Here is a 22,609-nt window from a genome sequence, read left to right on the forward strand (position 1 = left end):
GATGTCGTTCTACACTCTACCTTGCAACGGAATAATGGTGACGCTTTCGCCTATCTTGACCGTGTCCACTTCTGGCGTAATTTCGATCAAACAATTGGCTTCACTCATGGAGCGGAGTATGCCTGAACCTTGCTTGCCTGTGGTTTTTACCTCTAATTGCCCATTAGAGTTTACATTGTAAATCCCACGGCTGAATTCGGTTCTACCTTGGCGAGAACGCAAGTTTTCACTTGCAATGGCTTGCACTTTAAGCGGCGTCCAGTTTTGCTCTCCTTGCAGTTTTCGAATAGCAGGCTCCACAAAATTAATAAACGAAACCATAACAGCAACGGGGTTGCCGGGTAATCCAAAGAAAGGTTTCTCCGCAATTTTTCCGAATGCGAGAGGGCGACCAGGCCGCATGCTGATACGCCAAAAATCGATCTGGCCCAGCGCATCTAGAGCGAGCTTGATGTAATCCGCATCGCCGACAGATACGCCTCCCGATGTAATAATGGCATCCGCCGCTTCCCCAGCATCTTGCAACGCTTGCATGATAATCTGTTGTTCATCTTCCAAAATACCTAGGTCCATCACTTCACAACCTAGTTGCTCTAGAAGTCCTTTTAATGTGTAGCGATTGGAATCGTAGATGCAATTATCTTTTAATTCGTTTCCTGGCGCTTGAACTTCATCACCAGTAGAGAAAAGCGCAACACGAACAGGGCGCACAACATGGCAACGGTCAATTCCGAGCGATGCGATCATTCCCATTTCAGCCGAACCGATGCGTTTTCCCGCCTCAAATACTTGTTGCCCTTCAGACAAATCTTCACCTGCTTGGCGTACGTTTTGCCCGGCTTTAATGTTAGATGTAGAGAATGTGACAATGTCACCTTGTTGGTTGGCTTGCTCACGCATGATGACGGTATCGGCCCCAATTGGGGTGGGAGCGCCCGTCATGATCTTTACCGCTTCGCCTTCTTGTAGCGACTGCATATAGGCATTGCCAGCCATGACTTCACTGACTACCTGAAATGCATCCTTTCCAATATCTTCACTGCGAATGGCGTAGCCATCCATAGCCGAATTGGTGTACGCCGGAACATTGATAGGAGAAGACACAGCTTGTGCAAGAACATTACCGTACGACTTTTCTACATGAATCTGAGTTGTTTCAGAAATAGGGGAGATAGCAGACAATATGGCTTCGCGCCCTTGCGCGACTGATAAGAAAGCAGGAGACACGATATCGCAGCAACTTGAAGCTTCTGAAGACACGGGGGCACTTGAAGGTTGAAAGTCATGCACTTGCTTTTCATCCCTTTTGCCGTTCGCATAATCAATCACGAAGCTTGTAATCGCATCGAGATCATTGATGTTCATCTGAGGAAGGCCGGCACTAACAGATCGGTCGGCTGCAATCGCGATGATGTTTTCATCGCTTGGGTGAAGCCACGGTTTTCCAACTTCTTCTCGGTTTAATTCTATTTTAGGGAAAGCAATGTTTTTGCACCCTTCAACTAATATCAAATCAAGTTGAGTCTGATCAAACCTTGAAATCAAATACTCAAAATGGGCTTCGTTTTCAGGCGTTTCTGTCATCAAAGCGTAACGATAGCGCGAGCTAATCAGCATTTGGCTGGCGCCGGCTTTGCGCAATCGGTAGCTATCTTTCCCGGGTTTATCGACATCAAAATCATGGTGGGCGTGTTTTAGTACACCAATGCGGATACCTTTTTCAGTCAACTTTGGCAAAAGCGCTTCAAGCAGTGTTGTTTTGCCTGTACCGCTGTATGCCGCAAATCCCAATATGGGTAATGAGGTAAGAAGAGGTTTTGTCATAATACAGTACCAAATTGTTCCAGCTCTTCGGGGGTATTCAGGTTGATAAAGCATTGCGCAGCATCAGAGAAATCGACTCGGTGAGTCACACACTCCTGATACAGAAGAATAATTTTACGATCGCCGCGTTTTAGGAATGCTTCGAGCTTAGGCAAAACACGCTTATGGAAAAGGGTAAACACGGGTTGTAAATGATCACCATCGTGCGCGACTAAAATATCAGAGTCGGCTTGAATGGCGTTTTGAAAACGTGCAACAAGATCGGATGAAATACATGGGCTATCGCAAGGAACAAATCCGACCCAATCACAATTTGCATGTTTTAGACCTGCGTGAATACCACCAAGGGGACCTGGAAAATCTTGAAATTCATCACCAACAACTGGGGCATATTCATGATAGGCCTCTATGTTGCGATTGGCGTTGATCAATAAATCGTGCGTTTGGGTGCTCAAAATGGTGTGAACATGTTCAATCAAAGGGCGACCATTAAGGGTGATTAACCCTTTGTCTTTCCCACCCATACGTGTTGCTTTACCGCCAGCTAAAATAACCCAACTAATTGGCGTTGGAAATTGCATACTGTTTCTCTTGTATTAATTGTAATAGTGGCTTTTCTGTCAGGGACTTATCTTCGATACACCACTGTTTTTGGCATAACCGAGTTAACGAATTGCTTTGATGACTGGTGATCACCAAACTGGCGCCTCGGCTTAATAAGTCTTTTGACATTAACACCAATCGTTCTATCGATTCTTGATCCAGACTGGCACTTGGCTCATCCATCAACAAAATTGATGGGCTAAGGATCCACGCTCTTGCCATTGCAACGCGCTGTTTTTCTCCTCCGGAAAGTAAAGATACGTGCTCGTCAGCCAATGTTTCAAGCCCGACCATTCTTAACGCAGTAATAACCTTATTGCGTTTTTCTTGCTTGCTCTCCGAAGCGTATTTTACGCCATACGCAACATTTTGAAACACTGAGCCATCAAACAGATAGGGGGACTGATGCAAGTAAATAATGTCGGAGCGTGTTCGAGCGCCTAACATACGCTTTAACAAGGAAGGTAACGGGAAATCGATATCTCCACTGGTTGGCTCAATCAAGCCTGCCATGATCTTAAGCAGCGTGGTTTTCCCTACACCGTTGTCACCTTGAAGATAAACCGCTTCATTGGGTCCAATTTTGAGTTCAGGAATGTAAAACAGTACTCGGTCTTTAAATCTCATGGAGAGATTGCGAGCAGACAGTTTAAGCGTCATCCGTGTGCCTCCTACGTCCGCAAATACCCTTTCCCACGCACTGAGGAAAGAGAGAAGTTTAATAGCAGCGCCAAACAAAGCAGAACAATACCCAAAGCAACGCCTTGAGCAAATGCACCTTTTTGGCTTTCCATTGCTATTGCTGTGGGGATATTGCGCGTGACCCCCATAATATTTCCACCGACCATCATGGAGCAGCCGACTTCCGTAATGATTCGTGAAAATGCCGTAATGGTCGCAGCGATTAACGGGAATCGGTTTTCCCACAATAAAGTAAACGTAACGTGGGGAATGGAAACGCCTAACGTTAAGGACGTTTCTAAAGCCCGACGATCACTCGCCTGCAATGCACCATGCATCATTGAGACTAAAATGGGGAAACAAATCAGCATCTGGCCGAAAATCATGGCTTTTTGCGTAAACAGCATTTGCCAATCACCCAATGGTCCGGCTCGCGATAACATCATGTAAAGAAGCAGACCAATAACCACGGTTGGCACTGCCTGAAGCGTATTCACTAAAGACAGAATCAACCAACGCCCAAGAAAGTCACAATAAGCGAGGATAAAAGCAAACAGCAGCGAAGGGATCAAAACCAGCATCAAAGCAGAAAGCGACACACTGAATGAAACCGTCACAATCGTCCACAGTTGCGGGTCAAAGCTGATCAGCAGCTGAAGTGCTTCTAGAGTGGTTTGCCAAAGCGACATAGTTACTCGCTCTCCGCCTCGGTCGGTGTAGCCGACTTAGCATTAGCGACGAAAAGTTGTTTTCCTTGCCGCTTAAAATTATTGATGAGTGCTTGTCCTTTCTGGTTAACCAACCAATCGCTGAATACCTTCGCACCTTGATAATTGATGTCTGGGTATCGTTTTGGATTCACAAGAATCACTTGATACGGGTTGAACAAACGCTTATCTCCCTCAATTGCTACACCCAGTTCAACTTTATTTTGATAAGCCAACCACGTGCCACGATCCGTTAAAGTATAGCCCTGCATCTCAGAAGCCATATTCAATGTTGGTCCCATTCCTTGCCCCACGGAACGGTAGCCGCCAAAATTAGGTTCTATCGTACTTTGTGCCCACAGGTTTAATTCTTTTTTGTGTGTACCAGAATCGTCGCCACGAGAAACAAACGTCGATTCAGTGTCCGCAATTTTCTTGAAAGCTTTGGCAACGTCATCCCCTCCATAAACTCGGGCGGGGTCATCTTTCGGCCCGACGACAACAAAATCGTTATACATTAGGGCTCTAGGCAAAATGCCGTAACCTTTTTCAACAAAACTCGCTTCGGCTTTTGGGGCATGTGTCATCACTAGGTCGACATCGCCATTTTGTCCCATTCGCAGTGACTTACCCGTCCCTGCAGCGATAACATCCACCTTGTATCCGGTTTCTTTTTCAAATTCAGGAAGCAGATAATCTAAAAGACCAGAATGATAAGTACTGGTTGTTGTGGCCAAACGAACATGGGGCTTTGTTTGGTCGGCAAATACATTAGAACTGACGGTTGTTGCAAAAACAGTCGCTGCAATGGCGAGGGCAGTCGCAGTGTAATTCATTACTTAATTCCATTTATTTTAATTTTTGAATGCATTGGTTTGTACCGTTCGCTCTATACTGAACGAGCCAAAAGCAAAGAATCGATAGCCTTGGCGAATCGACGCGAAAAACGGATACCAAAAAGACACTGCAATCCCAGTGCCAAGTTGATTTGAGTAAAAACCCCTTGTTTCTGTGAGGGAAGTCATCCGTTTTGTGACCGCTCCCCATCCGAAAAATTTGAGCTAGGACAAAATGTCGCACATACTTAGTTTTCCAATTGATCTCGATTGGTACACTCTGTCCCAGTTTTTCCGTACCCAAAGATGAGCCTTATATGTCAGTATCCCAAGATCCATTTATGCAGAACAAAGATGCCAATCCAAATCATGTCGGAAAATATCAAGCGTTCTCGGTTTTGGTGGTAGATGATGAAGTGGGCATGCAGACAATACTGAAGAAAGCGCTGGGTAAGTGGTTTTCTAAAGTCGACTGCCAAGGCAGCATTGAAGAAGCGGAAAAATTGCGACAAGAAAACCACTACGACTTAATCATCCTAGACATTAATTTACCGGGTCGCTCTGGGATCGAGTGGACAGAAGCATTCAACGACGATGATCGTCGCTGCGACGTCATATTCATGACAGGGTATGCCGATTTGGAAACCGCAATAAGTGCATTAAAACTGGGGGCGACAGATTTCATACTAAAGCCATTTAACCTAGAACAGATGCTGCAATCGGTTCAACGCTGTATGGACAAGCGTTTATCACAACGGCTCCACCATGCGCTGACTCGTGATGTTAAACGCCTCATAAGCAGTGAAATGATCGGTCATTCGGAAAAAACTAAGTCACTCAAGCAGTTAATGGGACAATTTGCGCCATCGCGGGCTTCCATTTTAGTTGAAGGTGAATCGGGAACCGGAAAAGAATTGGTTGCTCGTGGCGTTCATGTGGCCAGTGGTCGAACGGGGCCATTTGTACCCATCAATTGTGGGGCAATTGCACCGGAGCTATTGGAAAGCGAGTTGTTTGGTCACACGGCAGGGGCATTTACTGGTGCAAAAAAAAGCCGGGAAGGGTTATTCAGAGTCGCCAGTGGGGGCACACTGTTTTTGGATGAAATCGGTGAAATGCCCATCGCCATGCAATCTTCACTTTTACGCGTGTTAGAGCAGCGAACCATTCGCCCAGTTGGCAGTGAGAAAGAAATCAGCGTCGACGTGCGAATTGTCGCAGCAACCAACAGAAACTTAAAAGATGAAGTGGATGCAGGGACGTTTCGAAAAGATCTCTATTATCGGCTAAACGTATTAAAAATCGATGTGCCTCCTTTAAGAGAAAGAAAAACAGATTTAATCGATTTGGTGCCTTTTTTTACCAAAACGCTAGCCAAAGAGTTAGGAATGCCGGAACCCAAATGGGCGCATGAAGACATACTCGCCATGCACGACTACGATTGGCCTGGCAACATTCGTGAACTCAAAAACTTAATGGAGCGCTGCATTTTGCTCGGAAAACCGCCAGCACATCATTGGCGAGAGTTAAACGCCGATTACTCACAACCTGCTCAGGCAAGTATAACGGTGACAACGTCACTAGAAACAACATTACCAAGTTTACCAGATTACCGAAGCGACGAAATACTGGGCTATCCCAATGAATGGAGTTTAAAAGAAGTCGAAAAAAGACACATAAAACAGGTGGTTTCCCATCACGATGGAAATAAGTCGGCTGCCTCGCGCCAGTTGGGCGTTGCAAGAAAAACGTTAGAAAGAAAATACAAAGAGTGGGAACTAGAAGGATCAGACGATGCCGAATAATAAAGCCGGAACTTCTAACGTTTTTACCTTATGGCGCTTGCGGCTCAAATCCATGGTTCGCTATCGCTTACTGTTTTTAACGTCTGCCCCAATTCTACTCACTCTGCTTGCGTTAGTGGGTATCACATTTTATTGGTCTACACATTACACGTGGCAAAATGCCTTGGTTAACGTGTCAGAAAAACTTTCTGTTGCTGACAATAGCATCCAAATTCTCCAGGAACGTCAATTCCAAAGCGTAAAGTCCTTATCAAACTCCTATCCGTTTCAAGTTCGTTTAATGTCGGTTTACCGTGATGCATTAGAGCTTGAGGAGTGGGTCGGGTCTCAAAAGCGTAAGTATCAATTGGATTTTCTACGCTGGGTACCGATAGACAAAGCAACGAATCATCAACTGCTTGCGCAAAAAGCGTCATTTTTCGAAGTATTCAATACAGACCAAATGGCCGAATACGACGACGATCTTGCTGTTCGAGCGGAGATTCCGTTGCTGAATGGAAATGGCGTCGAGTCTCGTGGCTTAATCAGCCGTAGCGTATTACCAGTAAGAGATGAAGACCAACACGTATTGGGTTATTTAGATGGCGGGTTGCTGCTTAACAACAGTACCGGTTTAGTTGATCAGATTCGCGATTTAATTTATGCCAAACCAAGCGAACTACAGCCACAAATCGGAACAGTAACTCTGTTTATGGACGACTTACGTATCAGCACCAACGTACCATTGGATAGCCAAGCTCATAAAGGAAGGGCGATTGGTACAACGGTTTCGCTTCAAGTGAAACAGGCCGTTTTGGAAAGGGGGGAAAACTGGATAGATCGCGCGTATGTGTATGACGATTGGTACATCACCGCTTATCAACCCATCTATAACCAATACAACGATGTTATAGGCATGCTGTATACCGGCTATCTCATTTGGCCTCTCATTAAAATTTACATTACCAACCTCGGTGAAATCAGCTTAACTATTCTGGCTTTGTTGTTAATTTCAGGCATGATTGTTTACCGTGGTTCTCGCGATTTGTTCCACCCAATCGAGCGGATTCACCATGTTGTTAAATCTGTTCAAGCTGGGCGAGACAAGCGCATTGGCCAGTTAGGTCTGGATGATGAACACGAGTTAACCCAATTGGCACGGCAATTCGACAATATGCTCGATTTGCTGGCACAGCGAAATGCTGAAATTCGCCAAGCCGCAGATCAGCTTGAAGGAAAAGTCCAAAACCGTACTGCCAAACTTCGAGAGAAGACGGAACAGCTCGAATTGCACATCCAATTACTCAATCAAACTCGCGATAAGCTTGTGGTGAATGAAAAGCTTGCTGCACTGGGTGAGCTTACTGCGGGTATTGCGCACGAGATCAACAACCCAACAGCCGTAATTTTAGGGAATGTAGAACTTCTAAAGTTTGCGCTTGGTGATAAAGCGGATTCGATAGAAGAAGAAATTCAAACCATCCTTGATCAAATAGATCGCATCCGAAATATCACGCGAAGCCTACTTCAATACAGCCGCCAAGGTGGTGTTCAAGACGAAATCACTTGGCAACACGTTAACCCTATCGTTGAAGAGAGCCTCACTTTAGTCAAAACAGGCGCTAAAAAGCGAGACGTTCAGTTTGTTACCGAGCTGAATGCTAAGTCCGTTGTTGAAGTAAACCGCCATCACTTGCTGCAAATTTTAGTGAACTTAGAAATGAACGCCATTCATGCCATGAGTGGAGAAGGGGTTCTCACCATTCGCACAGAAGACTGGATGGATGAAGATGAAGAATCAAAAGGCGCGATTGTTCATGTCGTCGATCAAGGATGTGGAATCCCAGACGAGCAGCTAAAACGTATTTTTGATCCGTTCTACACAACTAAACGAGATGGAACTGGGCTTGGTTTATCGGTTTCGCAAAGTATCCTAAGCCAAACGGGTGGGGAAATTAAAGTGACGTCTAAAGTGGGTTTAGGGAGTCAATTTTCAATTTACTTACCGTTGAAATCGAATGCCGTTGATTTAGTTGTTATGAACTAGGATCCCAAGCGTACTTAACCAAACAAGCAATACACCTAACCAAGCGAAGATTGACGCTCTAGAGCCCAATTAACACTTGCATCAGACCGCGTTGCCAAGTACCGTTGCACCGCGTTTTTTTATCTAAGAGGTTAGGTTTTGATTTCTACCGCGAATATCACACAGCAATTTGGCGCGAAGCCACTATTTGAAAACATTTCAGTTAAGTTTGGCGAAGGCAACCGTTACGGTCTGATTGGCGCAAATGGGTGTGGTAAATCCACTTTCATGAAAATCCTTAGCGGAGAACTCGACCAAACTTCTGGTAACGTCAGCTACGACCCAAATGAGCGTGTCGCCAAGCTGAGTCAGGATCAGTTTGCCTATGAAGAATTTACAGTTATCGACACTGTTATCATGGGTCACAAAGAACTTTGGGAAGTGAAACAAGAGCGTGACCGCATTTACTCTTTGGCTGAAATGAGCGAAGAAGACGGCATGAAAGTTGCGGATCTTGAAACAGAATTCGCAGAAATGGACGGCTATATGGCCGAATCCAAAGCAGGAGAACTTCTTCTCGCGGTGGGTATTCCATTAGAGCAGCATTTTGGTTTGATGAGTGAAGTAGCGCCGGGTTGGAAACTGCGTGTGCTTTTGGCTCAGATCCTATTTGCAGACCCAGACATAATGTTGCTCGACGAACCAACCAACAACTTGGATATCGATACTATCCGCTGGTTGGAAGATACGCTTAATGAGCGTAACTGCACCATGATCATCATCTCGCACGATCGCCACTTCCTAAACAGTGTTTGTACGCACATGGCGGATCTCGATTACGGCGAACTGCGCGTATACCCAGGTAACTACGACGAATACATGACAGCCGCTTCGCAAGTGCGTGATCGCCTATTAGCGGATAACGCGAAGAAAAAAGCGCAAATTGCAGAACTGCAAACGTTTGTTGCACGTTTCTCTGCAAACGCTTCTAAAGCTAAACAAGCAACTTCTCGTGCTAAACAGATTGATAAAATTAAGCTCGATGAAGTAAAAGCATCTAGCCGCCAAAACCCATTCATTCGTTTTGAGCAATCCAAAGAGCTGTTCCGAAATGCATTGATCATCGAAAACCTTACCCAAGGCTTTGAAAATGATCTCTTCACAGACTTCAACGCTATTTTTGAAGTTGGAGAGCGTGTTGCCATTATCGGTGAGAATGGTGTAGGTAAAACTACGCTGCTAAATACACTAGCAGGTGCAATTGAACCTCGCAGCGGTGAATTCAAATGGTCTGAGAACTCTAACGTAGGCTACTACGCTCAGGATCACGCAGAAGAGTTTGCAGAAGACATGAACCTCATGGATTGGATGGGGCAGTGGCGTCAGGAAGGCGACGACGAGCAAGTGATTCGCAGCTTCTTGGGTCGTATGTTGTTCTCGCAAGATGACATCAAAAAGTCGGTAAAAGTTCTGTCTGGTGGTGAACAAGGCCGTATGTTGCTTGGTAAGCTGATGATGCATAAACCAAACATGCTTCTAATGGATGAGCCAACTAACCACATGGATATGGAATCTATCGAATCGTTGAATAACGCTCTGGAGCAATACAAGGGCACGTTGTTCTTCGTATCCCACGACCGCGTATTTGTGGATTCTTTGGCAACACGCATCATTGAAATCAAAGACAACAAAATTACAGATTTCAAGGGAACGTACGCTGAATTCCTAAAATCTCGCGGTGTAGAAGAGTAGAAAAGCATAAGGGTCGGTTTTCGAACAAAATCTGCCTATATATCCTCTGCTAATGTTATCTAATCTTTGCAGAGGTTATTTATCTTCTGCCGAAGCTATTAAAACACTCAAATTCAATCAAAACGCTCAAAATCTTGAGCGTTTTTTTTCGTTTAAATTTCTTCATTTTCATCTCATTTTCGAGACATCTAGATCAGAAAAAGTACATTCGAGTGGAAAAAAGTACTTTTCTGCATCAAATAATTTCTCTTTTGACTAAATTTGAATTGTGATTGTTACGAGCTTGTTAAAAAGTCGAGCTTAACATTAAACTAAAAACAGTCGAGGGAATGAACATGAAATCCAGGACATTACTTTCTGCCTCTATCGCTCTTGCCGCTATGACAAGTACATACGCTATGGCCGCAACAGAGCTAACGATCGCGACGGTGAATAACGGTCATATGATCGAAATGCAGAAGCTTAGTACAGCATACGAAGAGGCTAATCCAGGTATCAAACTCAATTGGGTTACCTTGGAGGAAGGAGTGCTTCGCCAACGTGTGACAACCGATATCGCCACCAAAGGTGGGCAATTCGATATCATGACCATTGGAATGTATGAAGCTCCAATTTGGGGCAAAAAAGGTTGGCTCAACGAAATAAAAGACGATGCTAACTATAATGCCGACGATATTCTGCCAGCAATTCGCTCTGGATTGTCGGTAGACGGAAAAATGTACGCCGTTCCGTTCTATGGCGAAAGTTCTATGGTTATGTACCGCAAAGACTTGGTCGACAAAGCGGGCATGACAGTTCCAGATAACGCTTCTTGGGGACATATTCGCGACGTAGTAGGTGCGATTCATGATCCAGATAACGGTGTTTACGGTATCTGTCTTCGCGGGAAACCTGGATGGGGCGACAACGCTGCATTCATCACAACCATGGCCAATTCGTTTGGTGCACGTTGGTTTGATGAAGATTGGAAACCTCAGTTAAATTCTCCAGAGTGGAACCACGCCGTGTCGTTCTACATCGACCTCTTGACAACATATGGACCTCCGGGCTCGACATCTAACAGCTTCAACGAAATTCTAGCGTTATACAACGAAGGTAAGTGTGGTATGTGGATAGATGCCACCATCGCTGCTTCATTTATCTCGGATCCAAAGCAGAGCAAAGTCGCAGACAAGGTTGCGTTTGCGCAGGCACCAATTGCGGTAACTAACCGTGGTGCAAACTGGCTATGGGCTTGGTCTCTTGCAGTACCTGCAGGAAGTAAAAACCAAGTTGAAGCAGAGAAATTTGTTAAATGGGCAACATCGCAAGACTACATCAAACTGGTTGCGAAAGAGAATGGGTGGGCAAACGTACCAACGGGTACTCGTAAATCTACTTACGAATCACCTGAGTTCCAAAAAGCCGCTGTTTTCGCTGAAGCAGAGCTGAAAGCCATTCAATCTGCAAACCCAGAGAACAGTACGCTCCTTCCAACACCTTACGTGGGCGTTCAGTTTGCTGCGATTCCTGAATTCCAAGCTATTGGTATCGCTGCTGGTCAGCAATTCACGAATGCACTAGCTGGAAACGTTACTGTGGAACAAGCGTTGAAAGCTGCAAACAAATCCGCCGACCGCGAAATGCGTAAATCAGGTTACTACAAGTAATCAGTATTGTTTGAGTATTAACAGGAGCGTTATCGCTCCTGTTTACTTCGGGGCACTTTTTCCCCCATATCTGTATTTACAAGGAAGTCTTTATGCAAAGGTGGTTACCCAAATTATTGGTATTCCCATCCTTCATCAGTTTATTGCTGTGGATGGTAGTCCCTTTATCCATGACCATTTACTTTTCCGTCATCCGATACAACTTGTTGTATCCGGGAGAAAATAACTACATCGGCGGAATGAACTTTGAATTTTTCTATACCGATGAAGCCTTCTGGCCCGCCGTCACAAATACGCTCACGCTGGTCGGAATGGTACTCGTTGTTACGGTTGTATTTGCAATATTACTTGCTGTATTGCTCGACAAACCCTTTAAAGGGCGTGGCATTGTGCGCGTTTTGCTCATCTCACCGTTCTTTATTATGCCGACCGTTAATGCACTGATTTGGAAAAATCTGATGATGCATCCGGTTTATGGCGTACTCGCATCTATTTGGGAATCGGTTGGGTTAGAACCCATTGATTGGCTAGCCGATTACCCGCTTGGCTCCATTATTGCGATGTTGAGCTGGCAGTGGATGCCGTTCGCTCTGCTGATTTTTATCACTTCGTTGCAGTCCATGGACAATGAGCAAAAAGAAGCCGCCGTACTTGATGGTGCAACGGGATTCCAGATATTCCGATACCTCACACTGCCACATTTAGCTCGACCGATAGCGGTCGTGATGATGATTGAAACCATCTTTTTGCTTTCTGTGTTTGCGGAAATCTTCGTGACCACCAGCGGTGGACCGGGGTATGAATCAACAAACTTAGCGTTCTTGATCTTCGCGCAAGCCTTGATGCAGTTTGATGTTGGTGTCGCGTCGGCAGGTGGATTGATCGCCGTGATCCTCGCCAATATCGTCGCGTTCTTCTTAATCCGTGCCATTGGCAAAAACTTAGTCGCCTAGGAGGTTTTATGAATCAGACACATCGATTTAGAGCCATATTGAGCTGGGTGATCGCGCTTATCGTGTTTTTCCCAATCATTATGATGTTAATTACGTCGTTCAAAACCGAACAACAAGCCATTGCCGTTCCTCCTACGTTTATTTTTGAACCTACGGTAGAAAACTACGGCATCGTTCAAGAACGAAGTGATTACTTAAAATTCGCTAAAAACTCTGTGATTACCGCTTTTGGTTCCACTATTTTGGCGTTGATTATTGCCATACCTGCTGCGTACTCAATGGCGTTTTACCCTGGAAAGCGTACTAAAGACATGTTGCTTTGGATGCTATCCACCAAGATGTTACCCGCCGTTGGGGTGCTGGTGCCTATCTACATATTGTGTAAGGAAGCAGGGTTACTGGACAGCAGTTTAGCGCTCACCATCATTTACACTCTTATTAACTTACCCATCATTGTTTGGATGCTGTTTTCGTACTTTAAAGACATTCCAAAAGACATTTTGGAAGCGGTACGACTTGATGGTGCGACAACGTTAGGTGAGATTCGCCATGTGTTGCTTCCACTATCATTTGGTGGGATTGCCTCTACCGCATTGCTGTCGATTGTTTTGAGTTGGAATGAAGCCTTTTGGGCCATCAACTTAACCTCTGCAGATGCAGGCACACTTGCCACAATGATTTCCACTTACTCCAGCCCAGAAGGACTGTTTTGGGCAAAACTATCGGCAGCATCCACTCTTGCTTGTGCACCTATTGTCGTGCTCGGCTGGTTCTGTCAGAAACAACTCGTACAAGGATTGACGTTCGGAGCAGTAAAATGAGTTATTTAACCGTTAACCAACTAGATAAAAAATACGGCGACGCACTGGCGCTGAAAAACATTAACTTCGAGATCAAAAAAGGCGAGTTTGTTGTTTTCGTTGGTCCGTCTGGGTGCGGAAAATCCACTTTACTGCGCACCATCGCAGGGTTAGAAGAGTCGTCCGCTGGCGGCATTCATTTGGACGGAGAACTCATCACTGAGACACATCCTTCCAAGAGAAACCTTGCCATGGTGTTTCAAAGCTACGCGCTTTACCCACACATGTCGGTTAAAGAAAACATGGGTTTTGCATTGAAATTGGCGAACACGCCAAAAGATGAAATTGAATCCAAAGTACTGAAAGTCGCGAAAGCGCTGAAACTTGAGCCCTTGCTCGATAGAAAACCCAAAGCGCTGTCGGGCGGGCAAAGACAGCGTGTTGCCATTGGTCGGGCGATTGTTCGTAACCCCAAAGTATTTTTGTTTGACGAGCCTTTGTCTAACTTAGATGCAGCTTTGCGTGTAGAAATGCGAATAGAGCTTTCTAGGCTGCATCATGAGTTAGGTACCACCATGATCTACGTAACGCATGATCAGGTCGAAGCCATGACTTTAGCGGACAAAGTGGTGATCATGAAAGAGGGGGAAGTCGCTCAAATTGGAACACCTTTAGAGCTCTATCACCAACCAGCGAACCTATTTGTTGCTTCATTCATTGGTACGCCCAAAATGAATATATTGGGTATGGGAACAGCGCATGTAGAAGCGCAAGAATTGACCGTGCAGTTAACTGAAAATGCGAGAATGCAGCTACCTGTACATAAATACAGTGGTGGTGTTTTAGGAGCCAAAACGCTTGGAATTAGACCAGAATCGGTCAAGCTAACCGACCCAATGCAAGGTGATATTTCTGGTGTTGTGGAAGTCATTGAACAACTCGGCTCGGAAACCTTAAGTTACGTCCGCATTGAAAATGGCGAAACAGTCGTGGCAAAACATACTCCAGCAGATAGCCCAACGTTAGGGCAAGAAGTGGGTTTGTATCTCGATAAACATCAAGTGTATTTGTTCGATGGCAATGATCTCGCCTTAAATATTTATGAGGAGAGCGATCATGCCAAATAGACTTATTCATTTTGGTGTCGGATCGTTTTTTCGAGGTCACCAAGCGTATTACATCGACCGCTATAACCGATTGGTTGAGCCCAGCGAGAGATGGCATTACACCGGTGTAAATCTACGCCCAGAATCTCGCGGTTTGATTGAAGTGCTCGGCAAACAGAATGGGCACTATCATCTAAAGAAAATATCCGCCTATGGTGATATCGAAATCCGAAAAATTGAGGCGTTAGAGTGTGTTGTTGATGCGTCAGATAATCTTAGTGTTATTGATGAACTATTCACCGACAAAGACACAAAAACGCTCACCATTACGGTTACGGAAGGAGGGTATTACCTAACGGATACTAACGATCTGAACCTAAATGACCCAGAAGTGGCGTGGGATATTGCCCATCAAGATCAACCGAAAACTGTGTACGGCTATTTGAAGCATGCGTTAGAAACCCGAGCAACATCGAATGCAGGTGCGATCACGGTACTGACTTGTGACAACTTACGCGATAACGGAACCGTGTTGGAGAACGCGTTTAAGCAATACCTTACCGCAACACAAGATAACGAATTGTTGGAGTGGGTTAACAAACACACCACCTTTCCTTGTTGTATGGTGGATAGGATCACACCTGTTCCACCCACGAACTTAGCGCAAGAACTTTCTATGGTCGTCGGTGAAAAAGACGAATGTCCAATTATGGGAGAGGATTTTGAACAGTGGGTTATCGAAGACAAATTTGCTGCTGATTTCCCATCATTAGAAAAAGTAGGCGTCACTTTTTCCAACCAAGTGCACGAGTTTGAAGAAACCAAAATTCGTATTTTAAATGGTGGGCACTTTTTGCTTTCTTATGTGGGCGCACTTAGGGGTTATCAAACGTTCGATGAAAACATGTTTGATGGCGAATTGGCTGAATGGCTGAAGGGATACCATCAAACAGAAGTAATCCCAACCATCGCGAACCCACCAGTGGATTTAGAGCAATACCGCCAAAAAATCGTAGAACGATTTGGTAACAGCCACATAGCCGATTCGATTGAGCGCATTGCAATGGACAGCGTAAGCAAGTTCCCACAGTTCATATTACCCACTGTGCGCTTCAATTTAGAAAGAAATCACATGCCTAAATATGCGATCGAGTTGATTGCTCACTGGTACTGTTTTCTTGAAAGATTCCATAATGGAAAATTGGCGTTTAACTACAAAGATCCGCACTTCAACAAGGCAAAACAATGGCTTGAAAGTAGTGACCCCGTAACTATATTTTTGAAAAATGAAGATATTTGGCAAGGGTTAACCACGCAATACCCTAATTTTTCCGAGCAGATGCGAGCTAAGATCCAAGACCTCTCCAAAGAGTATGAGGAGCAACAATGACTATTACCGCGTATCAAAATGATCAACTCATCCTTAATGACAAAGTGGCATTACTCAGTGGCGCAAATGGCGGAATTGGGCTATCGGTTTGTGAAATCTATGCATCAAATGGTGCAAGGTGCATGGTATTGGATCTCGGTGAAACCCCATCACCTGAGTTGCAAACACTGATGCAAGAATATCCCAACTCTGTGCAGTACTGTTCAACAGATGTGACAGACATTAATCAAATTGAGTTAGCTATCTCTCAGACAAAAGCGCAATTTGGCGGTATAGATATATTGTTCAATAACGCGGCTATTTTTGATATGGGACCTATCCTAGATTCAAGCCCAGAGCAATTCGACAAACTGTACAACGTAAACGTGAAAGGGATGTTTTTTGTCATGCAGGCGGTATTAAAAGAAATGGTATCGGCAGGGCAAGGAGGCAAAGTGATCAATATGGCTTCCCAAGCTGGTAGGCGAGGTGAGCCACTTGTTGCTCATTACTGCGCCACCAAAGCGGCTGTTATCAGCTATACCCAGTCCGCTGGGTTGGCAATGGCAGAGCTGGGAATTAACGTGAATGGTATATCTCCAGGCGTTGTTGATACCCCAATGTGGGAACACGTCGACAGCCTATTTGCGAAATACGAAAACCGCCCACTTGGTGAGAAGAAGCGGTTAGTTGGGGAAGAGGTGCCACTCGGTAGGATGGGGCTCCCAGCAGACATGGCCGGTATGGCGTTGTTCTTGGCATCACCGATGGCAGACTATATTACCGCTCAGACATTTAATGTCGACGGCGGGAATGCGATGAATTAGCCGAACGATATAACGCAATACCCAAAACAAAAGGAAGGATAATGGCGCACTATTTAGGGATTGATATTGGTACATCTTCAGTTAAAAGCTTGTTAATGGATGAAAACGGGCAAGTGGTGGATTCAACGAGCGAGTCCTACCCAGCATCAACGCCTCATCCGTTATGGTCAGAGCAGGAGCCCGACTTATGGTGGGATGCCACGCTACGCACTATGCAAGATCTGAAGAGCCAATACCCTGCGCCATTTAGTGACATCAAATGCATTGGGCTTTCTGGGCAGATGCATGGTGCGGTGATGCTCAACGAGTCATTCGAGCCTGTACGCCCAGCAATTTTGTGGAACGATGGCCGTTCACACCTTGATGCCGCTGCCATGAATGAAGAAAATCCAGACCTAGGGATGATTGCGGGTGTCCCAGTAATGTCGGGGTTTACCGCCCCCAAACTTCGCTGGATGGCAGAAAACGAACCCGAGGTGTTGAAATCCGTTCGCTACTTGATGCTTCCAAAGGATTATGTACGTTTTAAGCTTACAGGCACATTGGCGACCGACATGAGCGATGCTGCGGGAACCTTGTGGCTTGATGAAGCAAACCGTTGCTGGTCAGATGAAATGCTTACTCTTTCAGGTATTTCACAAGACTTGATGGTCGCTTTAAAAGAAGGCACAGAATCCACGGGGAATCTAACCCAGCAGGCGGCAGAAATTACGGCACTCAACACAGATGTTATGGTATGCGCAGGTGGGGGAGACGCTGCCTGTGGCGCTTTGGGAATTGGGGCGATCAATCAAGGTGATGCGTTTATCTCATTGGGCACGTCTGCACAGTATTTTGTTACGACCGACACCTATAAGCCGTATCCGGCTGCATTGGTCCATTCTTTTGCGCATGCTATTCCAAACCGCTGGTTTCAAATGGCGTGCATGCTCAACGGTGCTAGCCCTCTAAAATGGTTTGCAGACCTCACGCAGCAAGATATTGGTGAGCTGATTAACGACCTTGAATCACACTACGATCCAGCTCAGCCTACTTTGTTTCTTCCTTACTTGATGGGTGAAAGAACCCCTCACAATAACCCGTTTGCCACTGCAAGCTTTCACCATATGACTTGGGCAACGCAGGGGCATCATATGGTGCAAGCCATTCTTGAAGGCGTTGCGTTTTCCTTATTGGATTGCCAAAACGCGATCAAAGAAAGTGGTACGCAAGTGGAATACCTTGGTGCAATAGGAGGCGGAGCCAAAAGCCGTTTATGGTTACAAATTGTCGCCAATATCCTAAACGTAAAAATCATTCGATATGAAGGTGGTGAAAGCGGTCCTGCGTTTGGCGCGGCTAGGCTCGCTAAAATTTGCCACACCGGAGATTCAGTCGAGTCGGTTTGCACTTCACCAAAGGTGATTGAAGAAATCACACCCGATCCAAGTTGTGCCAACGTGTATCACAAAAAATATGAAGAATTTCGAACGCTGTATAAAGAATATGAATCTGTACGTTCGAATAGAGTAGGAGCTTCGTATGTCGACGTATGAAATTAAGCCCTTTAACCACGAAAGTATCGGCGAACGCCCTGTTTGGGAATTTGTTGAATTCGATAAAGAGTCGGTGGGTTATACCGAGCACGGCGTTCCTCACCACAGAATAAAGTGGCACGTCCATGAACAGTACGAATTACACCTTATCGTTAAAACCACTGGGAAAGCGATGATAGGTAATCATGTAGGACCTTTTTCTCCTGGTCACTTAACGCTTGTTGGTCCTTGGTTGCCTCATAACTGGGTAAGTTATTTATCAGAAGGAGAAACGCACAAGTTGCGCGATATGGTGATTCTTTTTGAACCCGAACTCATTCAACGAGCAACACAAATTTTCCCAGAACTTTCTCAGTTTTTGCGGCTAATAGAGCAAGCTAAAATGGGTATCGAGTTCATTGATGTTCCAATGGAAGTCAGCATGGAATACATGAATGCCGTCCGCTGCTCTCAGGGTGTAGAAAAGCTGATTAACTTTTTGAAATTCATGGTGTTCTTAAACGTTCAAAAAACGCGAATATTATCGACACTGCCGCCTACGCTGAAGAAAGATTCGGAGATGATGAACAGCAAAATCAATTTGGTGCTCGATTTTGTCATGTTGAACTACAAAAAACCGATCAAAGTGAAAGAGGTCGCGGATCTAATCGACATGACGGAGTCCTACTTTTCCCGCTTTTTCCATAAGTCTACAGGGCACCGATTCACCGATTTTGTTAACCGAATTCGTGTGCAGCGAGCATGCATCAAACTGATTGAATCAAAAGACAGTATTGCTGACATTAGCAAACAGGTTGGCTTCACCAATTTAGCGAATTTCAGCCGCCAATTCAGAAGAATTAAAGGTCTTACCCCGTTAGCGTATAGAAAGAAAAATACAGTGGATGGCTAGGTTTCAGTACTTTCATGCACTGAGGCTAGATAGCCAAAGCCGAATTTTCTTGATTTAAATGATGTAGCAGGGCTTCTATCAACCACATTATTTAAGAAGGCTCCGTCCGTTTTGGCTATGCAATAGTTTAGGAACTAGAGTTGCTCATTCCTTTAATTTTCTCAAAAACCTCTTCGGCTTCGGCAGTTAGTAATGAGTAAGATCGGATGTCTCCGCGCCTTTGAGCTTGCATTGCCTGCTCAAGGAGCATCGAGTGCCGTTTTTTGAGCTTTTTAGCCGAGTTATTCTTAAAAAATGAAAACATATTTAGGTCCGTATCAAATTGGTTGTTTATATTACGCACGGCTATAGGCAATGGTTCAATCGAATCTAAAATCTAGGTTACTGTGGTTTTCAACATTTCCGCGTTAAAGGGAAGTATCGTTGCATGTTGAGGCATTCATCGGCTGGGTAGTACTCATTATTTTTGCTGCAACAGAAGGCGTTAAGGGAAGCAATGAGTATAAAGCGCTCTGCCAGTTGACTAATGGCAGACCGGGGACAATAACCGGCGCTCCGCTTCTCACCGTGTATTTCCCTAGTGAAGCAGACAAACTCGATGAATTTTTAGATCTACTTGGTGTAGAGTTTATTCCCGATAGCAACTCAGAAGAATTTGAAGTTCATACAGTGCCAACTGCCACTTATGCCGAGTTTGAGTGCACTTATCGAAGTGCTATGAAAACAAACAGGTATATTTATGGTGAATGGTTTTCTGCTACGGGTTACGAAAGGGATGGAGACAAGCCCGATGTTGTCGCTTATTTTCCTATGCCGTACAGGCATTTCAGTGAAATGGGCGTTCGTTGGTGGGTGCCTATTATCAAAAAGGAATAAGGACACTTTGTGGATGCGCTTTTTGGGAACAGATTTAAAGAGAAGGTTCTGCACCTTCTCTTTACGCTAACAAATATCAGCACTTAAAAAGTTTGATGAGAGAAGCGAGAATACTGCAGTGCATCAGCCACTTCCTGAGCTTTAGATTGTGAAGTCATTAAATTCAAAAGCTTTAGCGCTGCCTGATAACTCACCAGACTGCCATTGGATGTGAGGACATTTCCATCGACGACATAGTTTGTGTCGCTCAATACCTTCACTTTTGGATAGTCACGTTGAAAATCTTTTTCACCACCAGCCCAAGTGGTTGCTTGTTTACCATTCAGCAAACCAGCTTCTGCCAACAGGTAAGCACCAGAACAATTACTTGCCATCCATTCCGCTTTTTTTGACGTGGAAGCGATATAGTCGATCAGCACTTTGTTTTCGATCAACGGATCCATGTCGTAGCTCGATGTGACGATTAACGCATCAACCTCTGGTAATTGTCCAATCCATGCATCAACACCAATTTTTAAGCCTTCCTCAGTGGTGACTATGGGTTTGTCGCTGACAGAAATAGTGACCGCTTCATAGTCACTGAACCATGTTAGTCGACTTGCAACACCAAACACTTCAAGTGGTGCCGTAACGTCCGAGGTGAGCACACCATCATAGACCAAGATACCTATTTTCTTTTTTTCGGCTGATGCCGTAGGTACCAAGACAAACAATGCGAGAAAAACGGTGAACAGAGCTCCGATACGACCCTTCAATTTGCCATCAAACATTTTGTCATCCTTTAATTTAGTAAATAGCTGTAACCATCTTAGCGAACGATTTAGATGATTGAAGTGCCAACTTCTATCATCTAAAGTGAATATAATTCACGAATGGATACAGACTTGATATGGACAAAATACGCTCGTTGCGCTTTTTCGTTGCAACATTAGAGAGAGGGAGTTTCGCTGGTGCCGCGAAAAAATACGGCACCGATCCATCAACGGTGAGCAAAGCTCTGCATAGGTTAGAGGCTGAAATTGGTGTGCAGTTGTTTCAACGGTCAACACGTCAACTCAGCCTGACATCGGCAGGTCACCAATATGCGCGTACAGCAAAGCTGGTGTTAGATGAACTTATCGCCTGTGAGGAAAAGTTACAGCATCTGAATAGTTCGCCGTCGGGTACGCTAAAACTCAATTTTCCTGTTTCTTATGGCCGCCGCTATATCCAGCCTTTACTTAAGCAGTTTCGCCAACAATACCCCAGCATAGATTTAGAAATTCATTACGACGATTCCTATGTCGATATGATAGAGCAGGGCATTGATGTCTCTATTCGTTCCGGATCGGTACAGGATCGCCAGTTAATTGCCAGGCAATTAAGCCCGATTGATTTCCTTATTTGTGCAAGTAAAGAGTATCTCGACCAATACGGAACACCCATTGGACCAGAGGATTTTCATCAGCATACTTGGATTCGCTTTCGCTATAAGCAAACGGGAAAGATACTTGGGCTAAAACTCTCTCCTGAAGATGAAGCTCAAGCACAAGCAATAGAGAAGAATATAATCGTTAACGACGGAGAATCGATGGCAGAACTTTGTGCTCAAGGGCTTGGACTGACGCAGATTCCGCATTTTATCGCCCGAGACTGGATCAACAGTGGCGAACTGCTCCCGTTATTCCCTGGTATTCGGTCCGCAGACGAAGGGGTCTACATTCTCTATCATCGGCGGGAACTTCTTCCATTGCGGGTAAAGCTATTTGTAGATTTTGTGGTTGAGGCAATACAGGATCAAGGCGAAAGCCCACGTCACACTTGGGTTAGCGCTCTGAAACCTGTTCGACCTTGATGGGATATCGTTTCTTTGCAGAAGAGCACCCTAAGTGTCGTGCTTTTTAGTCACGCCAATGTAAAGCTATTTCACTTACTCTTCGATTCCGATTAGATTGGGTTAATCAATGGATGATCATCAGAACTATTTGGTCTAGTGTCCATAACACTGGCGAAACCAAAATGATTGTTGAATGAACAGTGTTAAAAAATTGAGGAAATTCGGTTGCTAGAAGTAAAAACACTTGGCTTGTTCTTTGTCACAGCGATTGCAGAAATACTAGGATGTTATTTGCCATATTTATGGCTAAAAGAAGATAAGTCAGTTTGGCTTTTGGTACCTGCCGCTATTTTCCTGGCTCTATTTGCTTGGTTGTTATCTCTTCACCCGACTGCGGCAGGCAGGGTTTACGCGGCTTACGGCGGTGTTTACATTTTTGTTGCCATCGTGTGGCTGTGGCTAGTTGATGGGATCCGACCAACACTTTGGGATATTGTCGGGGTGTCAGTCGCACTGTTAGGTATGGCAATCATCATGTTTGCTCCAAGAGCTGCGTGATGGTAAAAAGCCGCT

At 44.9% G+C, this 22,609-nt stretch carries 21 protein-coding genes; 14 read left to right on the plus strand and 7 right to left on the minus strand.

What is annotated here, in order from left to right; genetic code table 11:
- Positions 1 to 9: 9 nt before the first annotated feature.
- Genes VPNCDNU1_RS07095 through VPNCDNU1_RS07115 form a run of 5 tightly spaced genes read right to left on the minus strand, consistent with a single transcriptional unit; the run spans position 10 to position 4,651 of the window.
- Positions 10 to 1,824: a bifunctional molybdopterin-guanine dinucleotide biosynthesis adaptor protein MobB/molybdopterin molybdotransferase MoeA gene (locus tag VPNCDNU1_RS07095; RefSeq protein WP_104399731.1), complete on the minus strand. Its 1,815-nt coding sequence runs from the start codon at positions 1,822 to 1,824 to the stop codon at positions 10 to 12.
- A complete protein-coding gene (gene mobA / locus VPNCDNU1_RS07100) occupies positions 1,821 to 2,405 on the minus strand; it encodes a molybdenum cofactor guanylyltransferase MobA (RefSeq protein ID WP_104399732.1) in 585 nt (194 codons plus the stop codon). The genes VPNCDNU1_RS07095 and mobA overlap by 4 nt, the downstream gene beginning before the upstream one ends.
- Positions 2,383 to 3,087, minus strand: coding sequence for an energy-coupling factor ABC transporter ATP-binding protein (locus VPNCDNU1_RS07105; protein WP_104399733.1), 705 nt, complete (start codon positions 3,085 to 3,087; stop codon positions 2,383 to 2,385). Before VPNCDNU1_RS07105 ends, mobA begins: the two co-directional genes overlap by 23 nt.
- 11 nt (positions 3,088 to 3,098) lie before the next feature.
- Positions 3,099 to 3,797 (minus strand): ABC transporter permease, encoded by a 699-nt coding sequence (locus VPNCDNU1_RS07110; protein WP_104399734.1) that lies wholly within the window; start codon positions 3,795 to 3,797, stop codon positions 3,099 to 3,101.
- A gap of 2 nt (positions 3,798 to 3,799) precedes the next feature.
- A complete protein-coding gene (locus tag VPNCDNU1_RS07115; protein ID WP_104399735.1) occupies positions 3,800 to 4,651 on the minus strand; it encodes a substrate-binding domain-containing protein in 852 nt (283 codons plus the stop codon).
- A gap of 317 nt (positions 4,652 to 4,968) precedes the next feature.
- Between VPNCDNU1_RS07115 and VPNCDNU1_RS07120 the strand changes: the two genes are divergently transcribed.
- From VPNCDNU1_RS07120 to VPNCDNU1_RS07170, 11 genes are all read left to right on the plus strand, one after another.
- Positions 4,969 to 6,456, plus strand: a complete 1,488-nt coding sequence (locus VPNCDNU1_RS07120) for a sigma-54-dependent transcriptional regulator (protein WP_174715129.1) — start codon at positions 4,969 to 4,971, stop codon at positions 6,454 to 6,456.
- Entirely contained in the window at positions 6,446 to 8,482 is a 2,037-nt protein-coding gene (locus tag VPNCDNU1_RS07125) for a sensor histidine kinase (RefSeq protein WP_104399736.1), read from the plus strand. Before VPNCDNU1_RS07120 ends, VPNCDNU1_RS07125 begins: the two co-directional genes overlap by 11 nt.
- 138 nt (positions 8,483 to 8,620) lie before the next feature.
- Positions 8,621 to 10,213 carry an ABC-F family ATPase gene (locus tag VPNCDNU1_RS07130; protein WP_104399737.1) on the plus strand — a complete coding sequence of 531 codons (1,593 nt, stop codon included), beginning with the start codon at positions 8,621 to 8,623 and terminating at the stop codon, positions 10,211 to 10,213.
- A gap of 335 nt (positions 10,214 to 10,548) precedes the next feature.
- Positions 10,549 to 11,862, plus strand: coding sequence for an ABC transporter substrate-binding protein (locus VPNCDNU1_RS07135; RefSeq protein ID WP_104399738.1), 1,314 nt, complete (start codon positions 10,549 to 10,551; stop codon positions 11,860 to 11,862).
- 92 nt (positions 11,863 to 11,954) lie between these two features.
- Positions 11,955 to 12,815, plus strand: a complete 861-nt coding sequence (locus VPNCDNU1_RS07140; protein WP_104399739.1) for a carbohydrate ABC transporter permease — start codon at positions 11,955 to 11,957, stop codon at positions 12,813 to 12,815.
- An 8-nt stretch (positions 12,816 to 12,823) separates the two neighbouring features.
- Positions 12,824 to 13,636, plus strand: a complete 813-nt coding sequence (locus VPNCDNU1_RS07145) for a carbohydrate ABC transporter permease (RefSeq protein WP_104399740.1) — start codon at positions 12,824 to 12,826, stop codon at positions 13,634 to 13,636.
- The gene (locus VPNCDNU1_RS07150) at positions 13,633 to 14,742 is read left to right on the plus strand and encodes an ABC transporter ATP-binding protein (protein WP_104399741.1); all 1,110 of its coding nucleotides are present in this window, start codon (positions 13,633 to 13,635) and stop codon (positions 14,740 to 14,742) included. Before VPNCDNU1_RS07145 ends, VPNCDNU1_RS07150 begins: the two co-directional genes overlap by 4 nt.
- On the plus strand, positions 14,732 to 16,111 hold the full coding sequence (locus VPNCDNU1_RS07155) for a mannitol dehydrogenase family protein (RefSeq protein ID WP_104399742.1): 1,380 nt from the start codon (positions 14,732 to 14,734) through the stop codon (positions 16,109 to 16,111). Before VPNCDNU1_RS07150 ends, VPNCDNU1_RS07155 begins: the two co-directional genes overlap by 11 nt.
- The gene (locus VPNCDNU1_RS07160; protein ID WP_104399743.1) at positions 16,108 to 16,917 is read left to right on the plus strand and encodes an L-iditol 2-dehydrogenase; all 810 of its coding nucleotides are present in this window, start codon (positions 16,108 to 16,110) and stop codon (positions 16,915 to 16,917) included. Before VPNCDNU1_RS07155 ends, VPNCDNU1_RS07160 begins: the two co-directional genes overlap by 4 nt.
- Before the next feature lie 41 nt (positions 16,918 to 16,958).
- Positions 16,959 to 18,452 (plus strand): xylulokinase, encoded by a 1,494-nt coding sequence (xylB, locus tag VPNCDNU1_RS07165; protein WP_104399744.1) that lies wholly within the window; start codon positions 16,959 to 16,961, stop codon positions 18,450 to 18,452.
- Positions 18,439 to 19,344 carry an AraC family transcriptional regulator gene (locus VPNCDNU1_RS07170; RefSeq protein ID WP_104399745.1) on the plus strand — a complete coding sequence of 302 codons (906 nt, stop codon included), beginning with the start codon at positions 18,439 to 18,441 and terminating at the stop codon, positions 19,342 to 19,344. Before xylB ends, VPNCDNU1_RS07170 begins: the two co-directional genes overlap by 14 nt.
- Before the next feature lie 127 nt (positions 19,345 to 19,471).
- On the opposite strand, the gene VPNCDNU1_RS07175 is transcribed toward VPNCDNU1_RS07170, so the two are convergent.
- The gene (locus VPNCDNU1_RS07175; RefSeq protein ID WP_104399746.1) at positions 19,472 to 19,648 is read right to left on the minus strand and encodes a DUF6435 family protein; all 177 of its coding nucleotides are present in this window, start codon (positions 19,646 to 19,648) and stop codon (positions 19,472 to 19,474) included.
- A gap of 119 nt (positions 19,649 to 19,767) precedes the next feature.
- On the opposite strand from VPNCDNU1_RS07175, the gene VPNCDNU1_RS07180 reads away from it, so the two are divergent.
- A complete protein-coding gene (locus VPNCDNU1_RS07180) occupies positions 19,768 to 20,220 on the plus strand; it encodes a GyrI-like domain-containing protein (RefSeq protein WP_104399747.1) in 453 nt (150 codons plus the stop codon).
- Positions 20,221 to 20,303: 83 nt separating this feature from the next.
- Here VPNCDNU1_RS07180 and VPNCDNU1_RS07185 read toward each other — a convergent pair whose 3' ends face one another.
- Positions 20,304 to 20,990: a DJ-1/PfpI family protein gene (locus tag VPNCDNU1_RS07185; protein WP_104399748.1), complete on the minus strand. Its 687-nt coding sequence runs from the start codon at positions 20,988 to 20,990 to the stop codon at positions 20,304 to 20,306.
- A gap of 119 nt (positions 20,991 to 21,109) precedes the next feature.
- Here VPNCDNU1_RS07185 and VPNCDNU1_RS07190 point away from each other — a divergent pair, with 119 nt between their 5' ends.
- Complete coding sequence (locus VPNCDNU1_RS07190) at positions 21,110 to 22,054, plus strand: LysR family transcriptional regulator (RefSeq protein WP_104399749.1); 945 nt, start codon at positions 21,110 to 21,112, stop codon at positions 22,052 to 22,054.
- A 207-nt stretch (positions 22,055 to 22,261) separates the two neighbouring features.
- Positions 22,262 to 22,594, plus strand: a complete 333-nt coding sequence (locus tag VPNCDNU1_RS07195) for a YnfA family protein (RefSeq protein ID WP_022550693.1) — start codon at positions 22,262 to 22,264, stop codon at positions 22,592 to 22,594.
- The last annotated feature ends 15 nt before the right edge of the window (positions 22,595 to 22,609 follow it).

It is taken from the genome of Vibrio penaeicida, from assembly GCF_002933855.1.
GTDB lineage: Bacteria > Pseudomonadota > Gammaproteobacteria > Enterobacterales > Vibrionaceae > Vibrio > Vibrio penaeicida_A.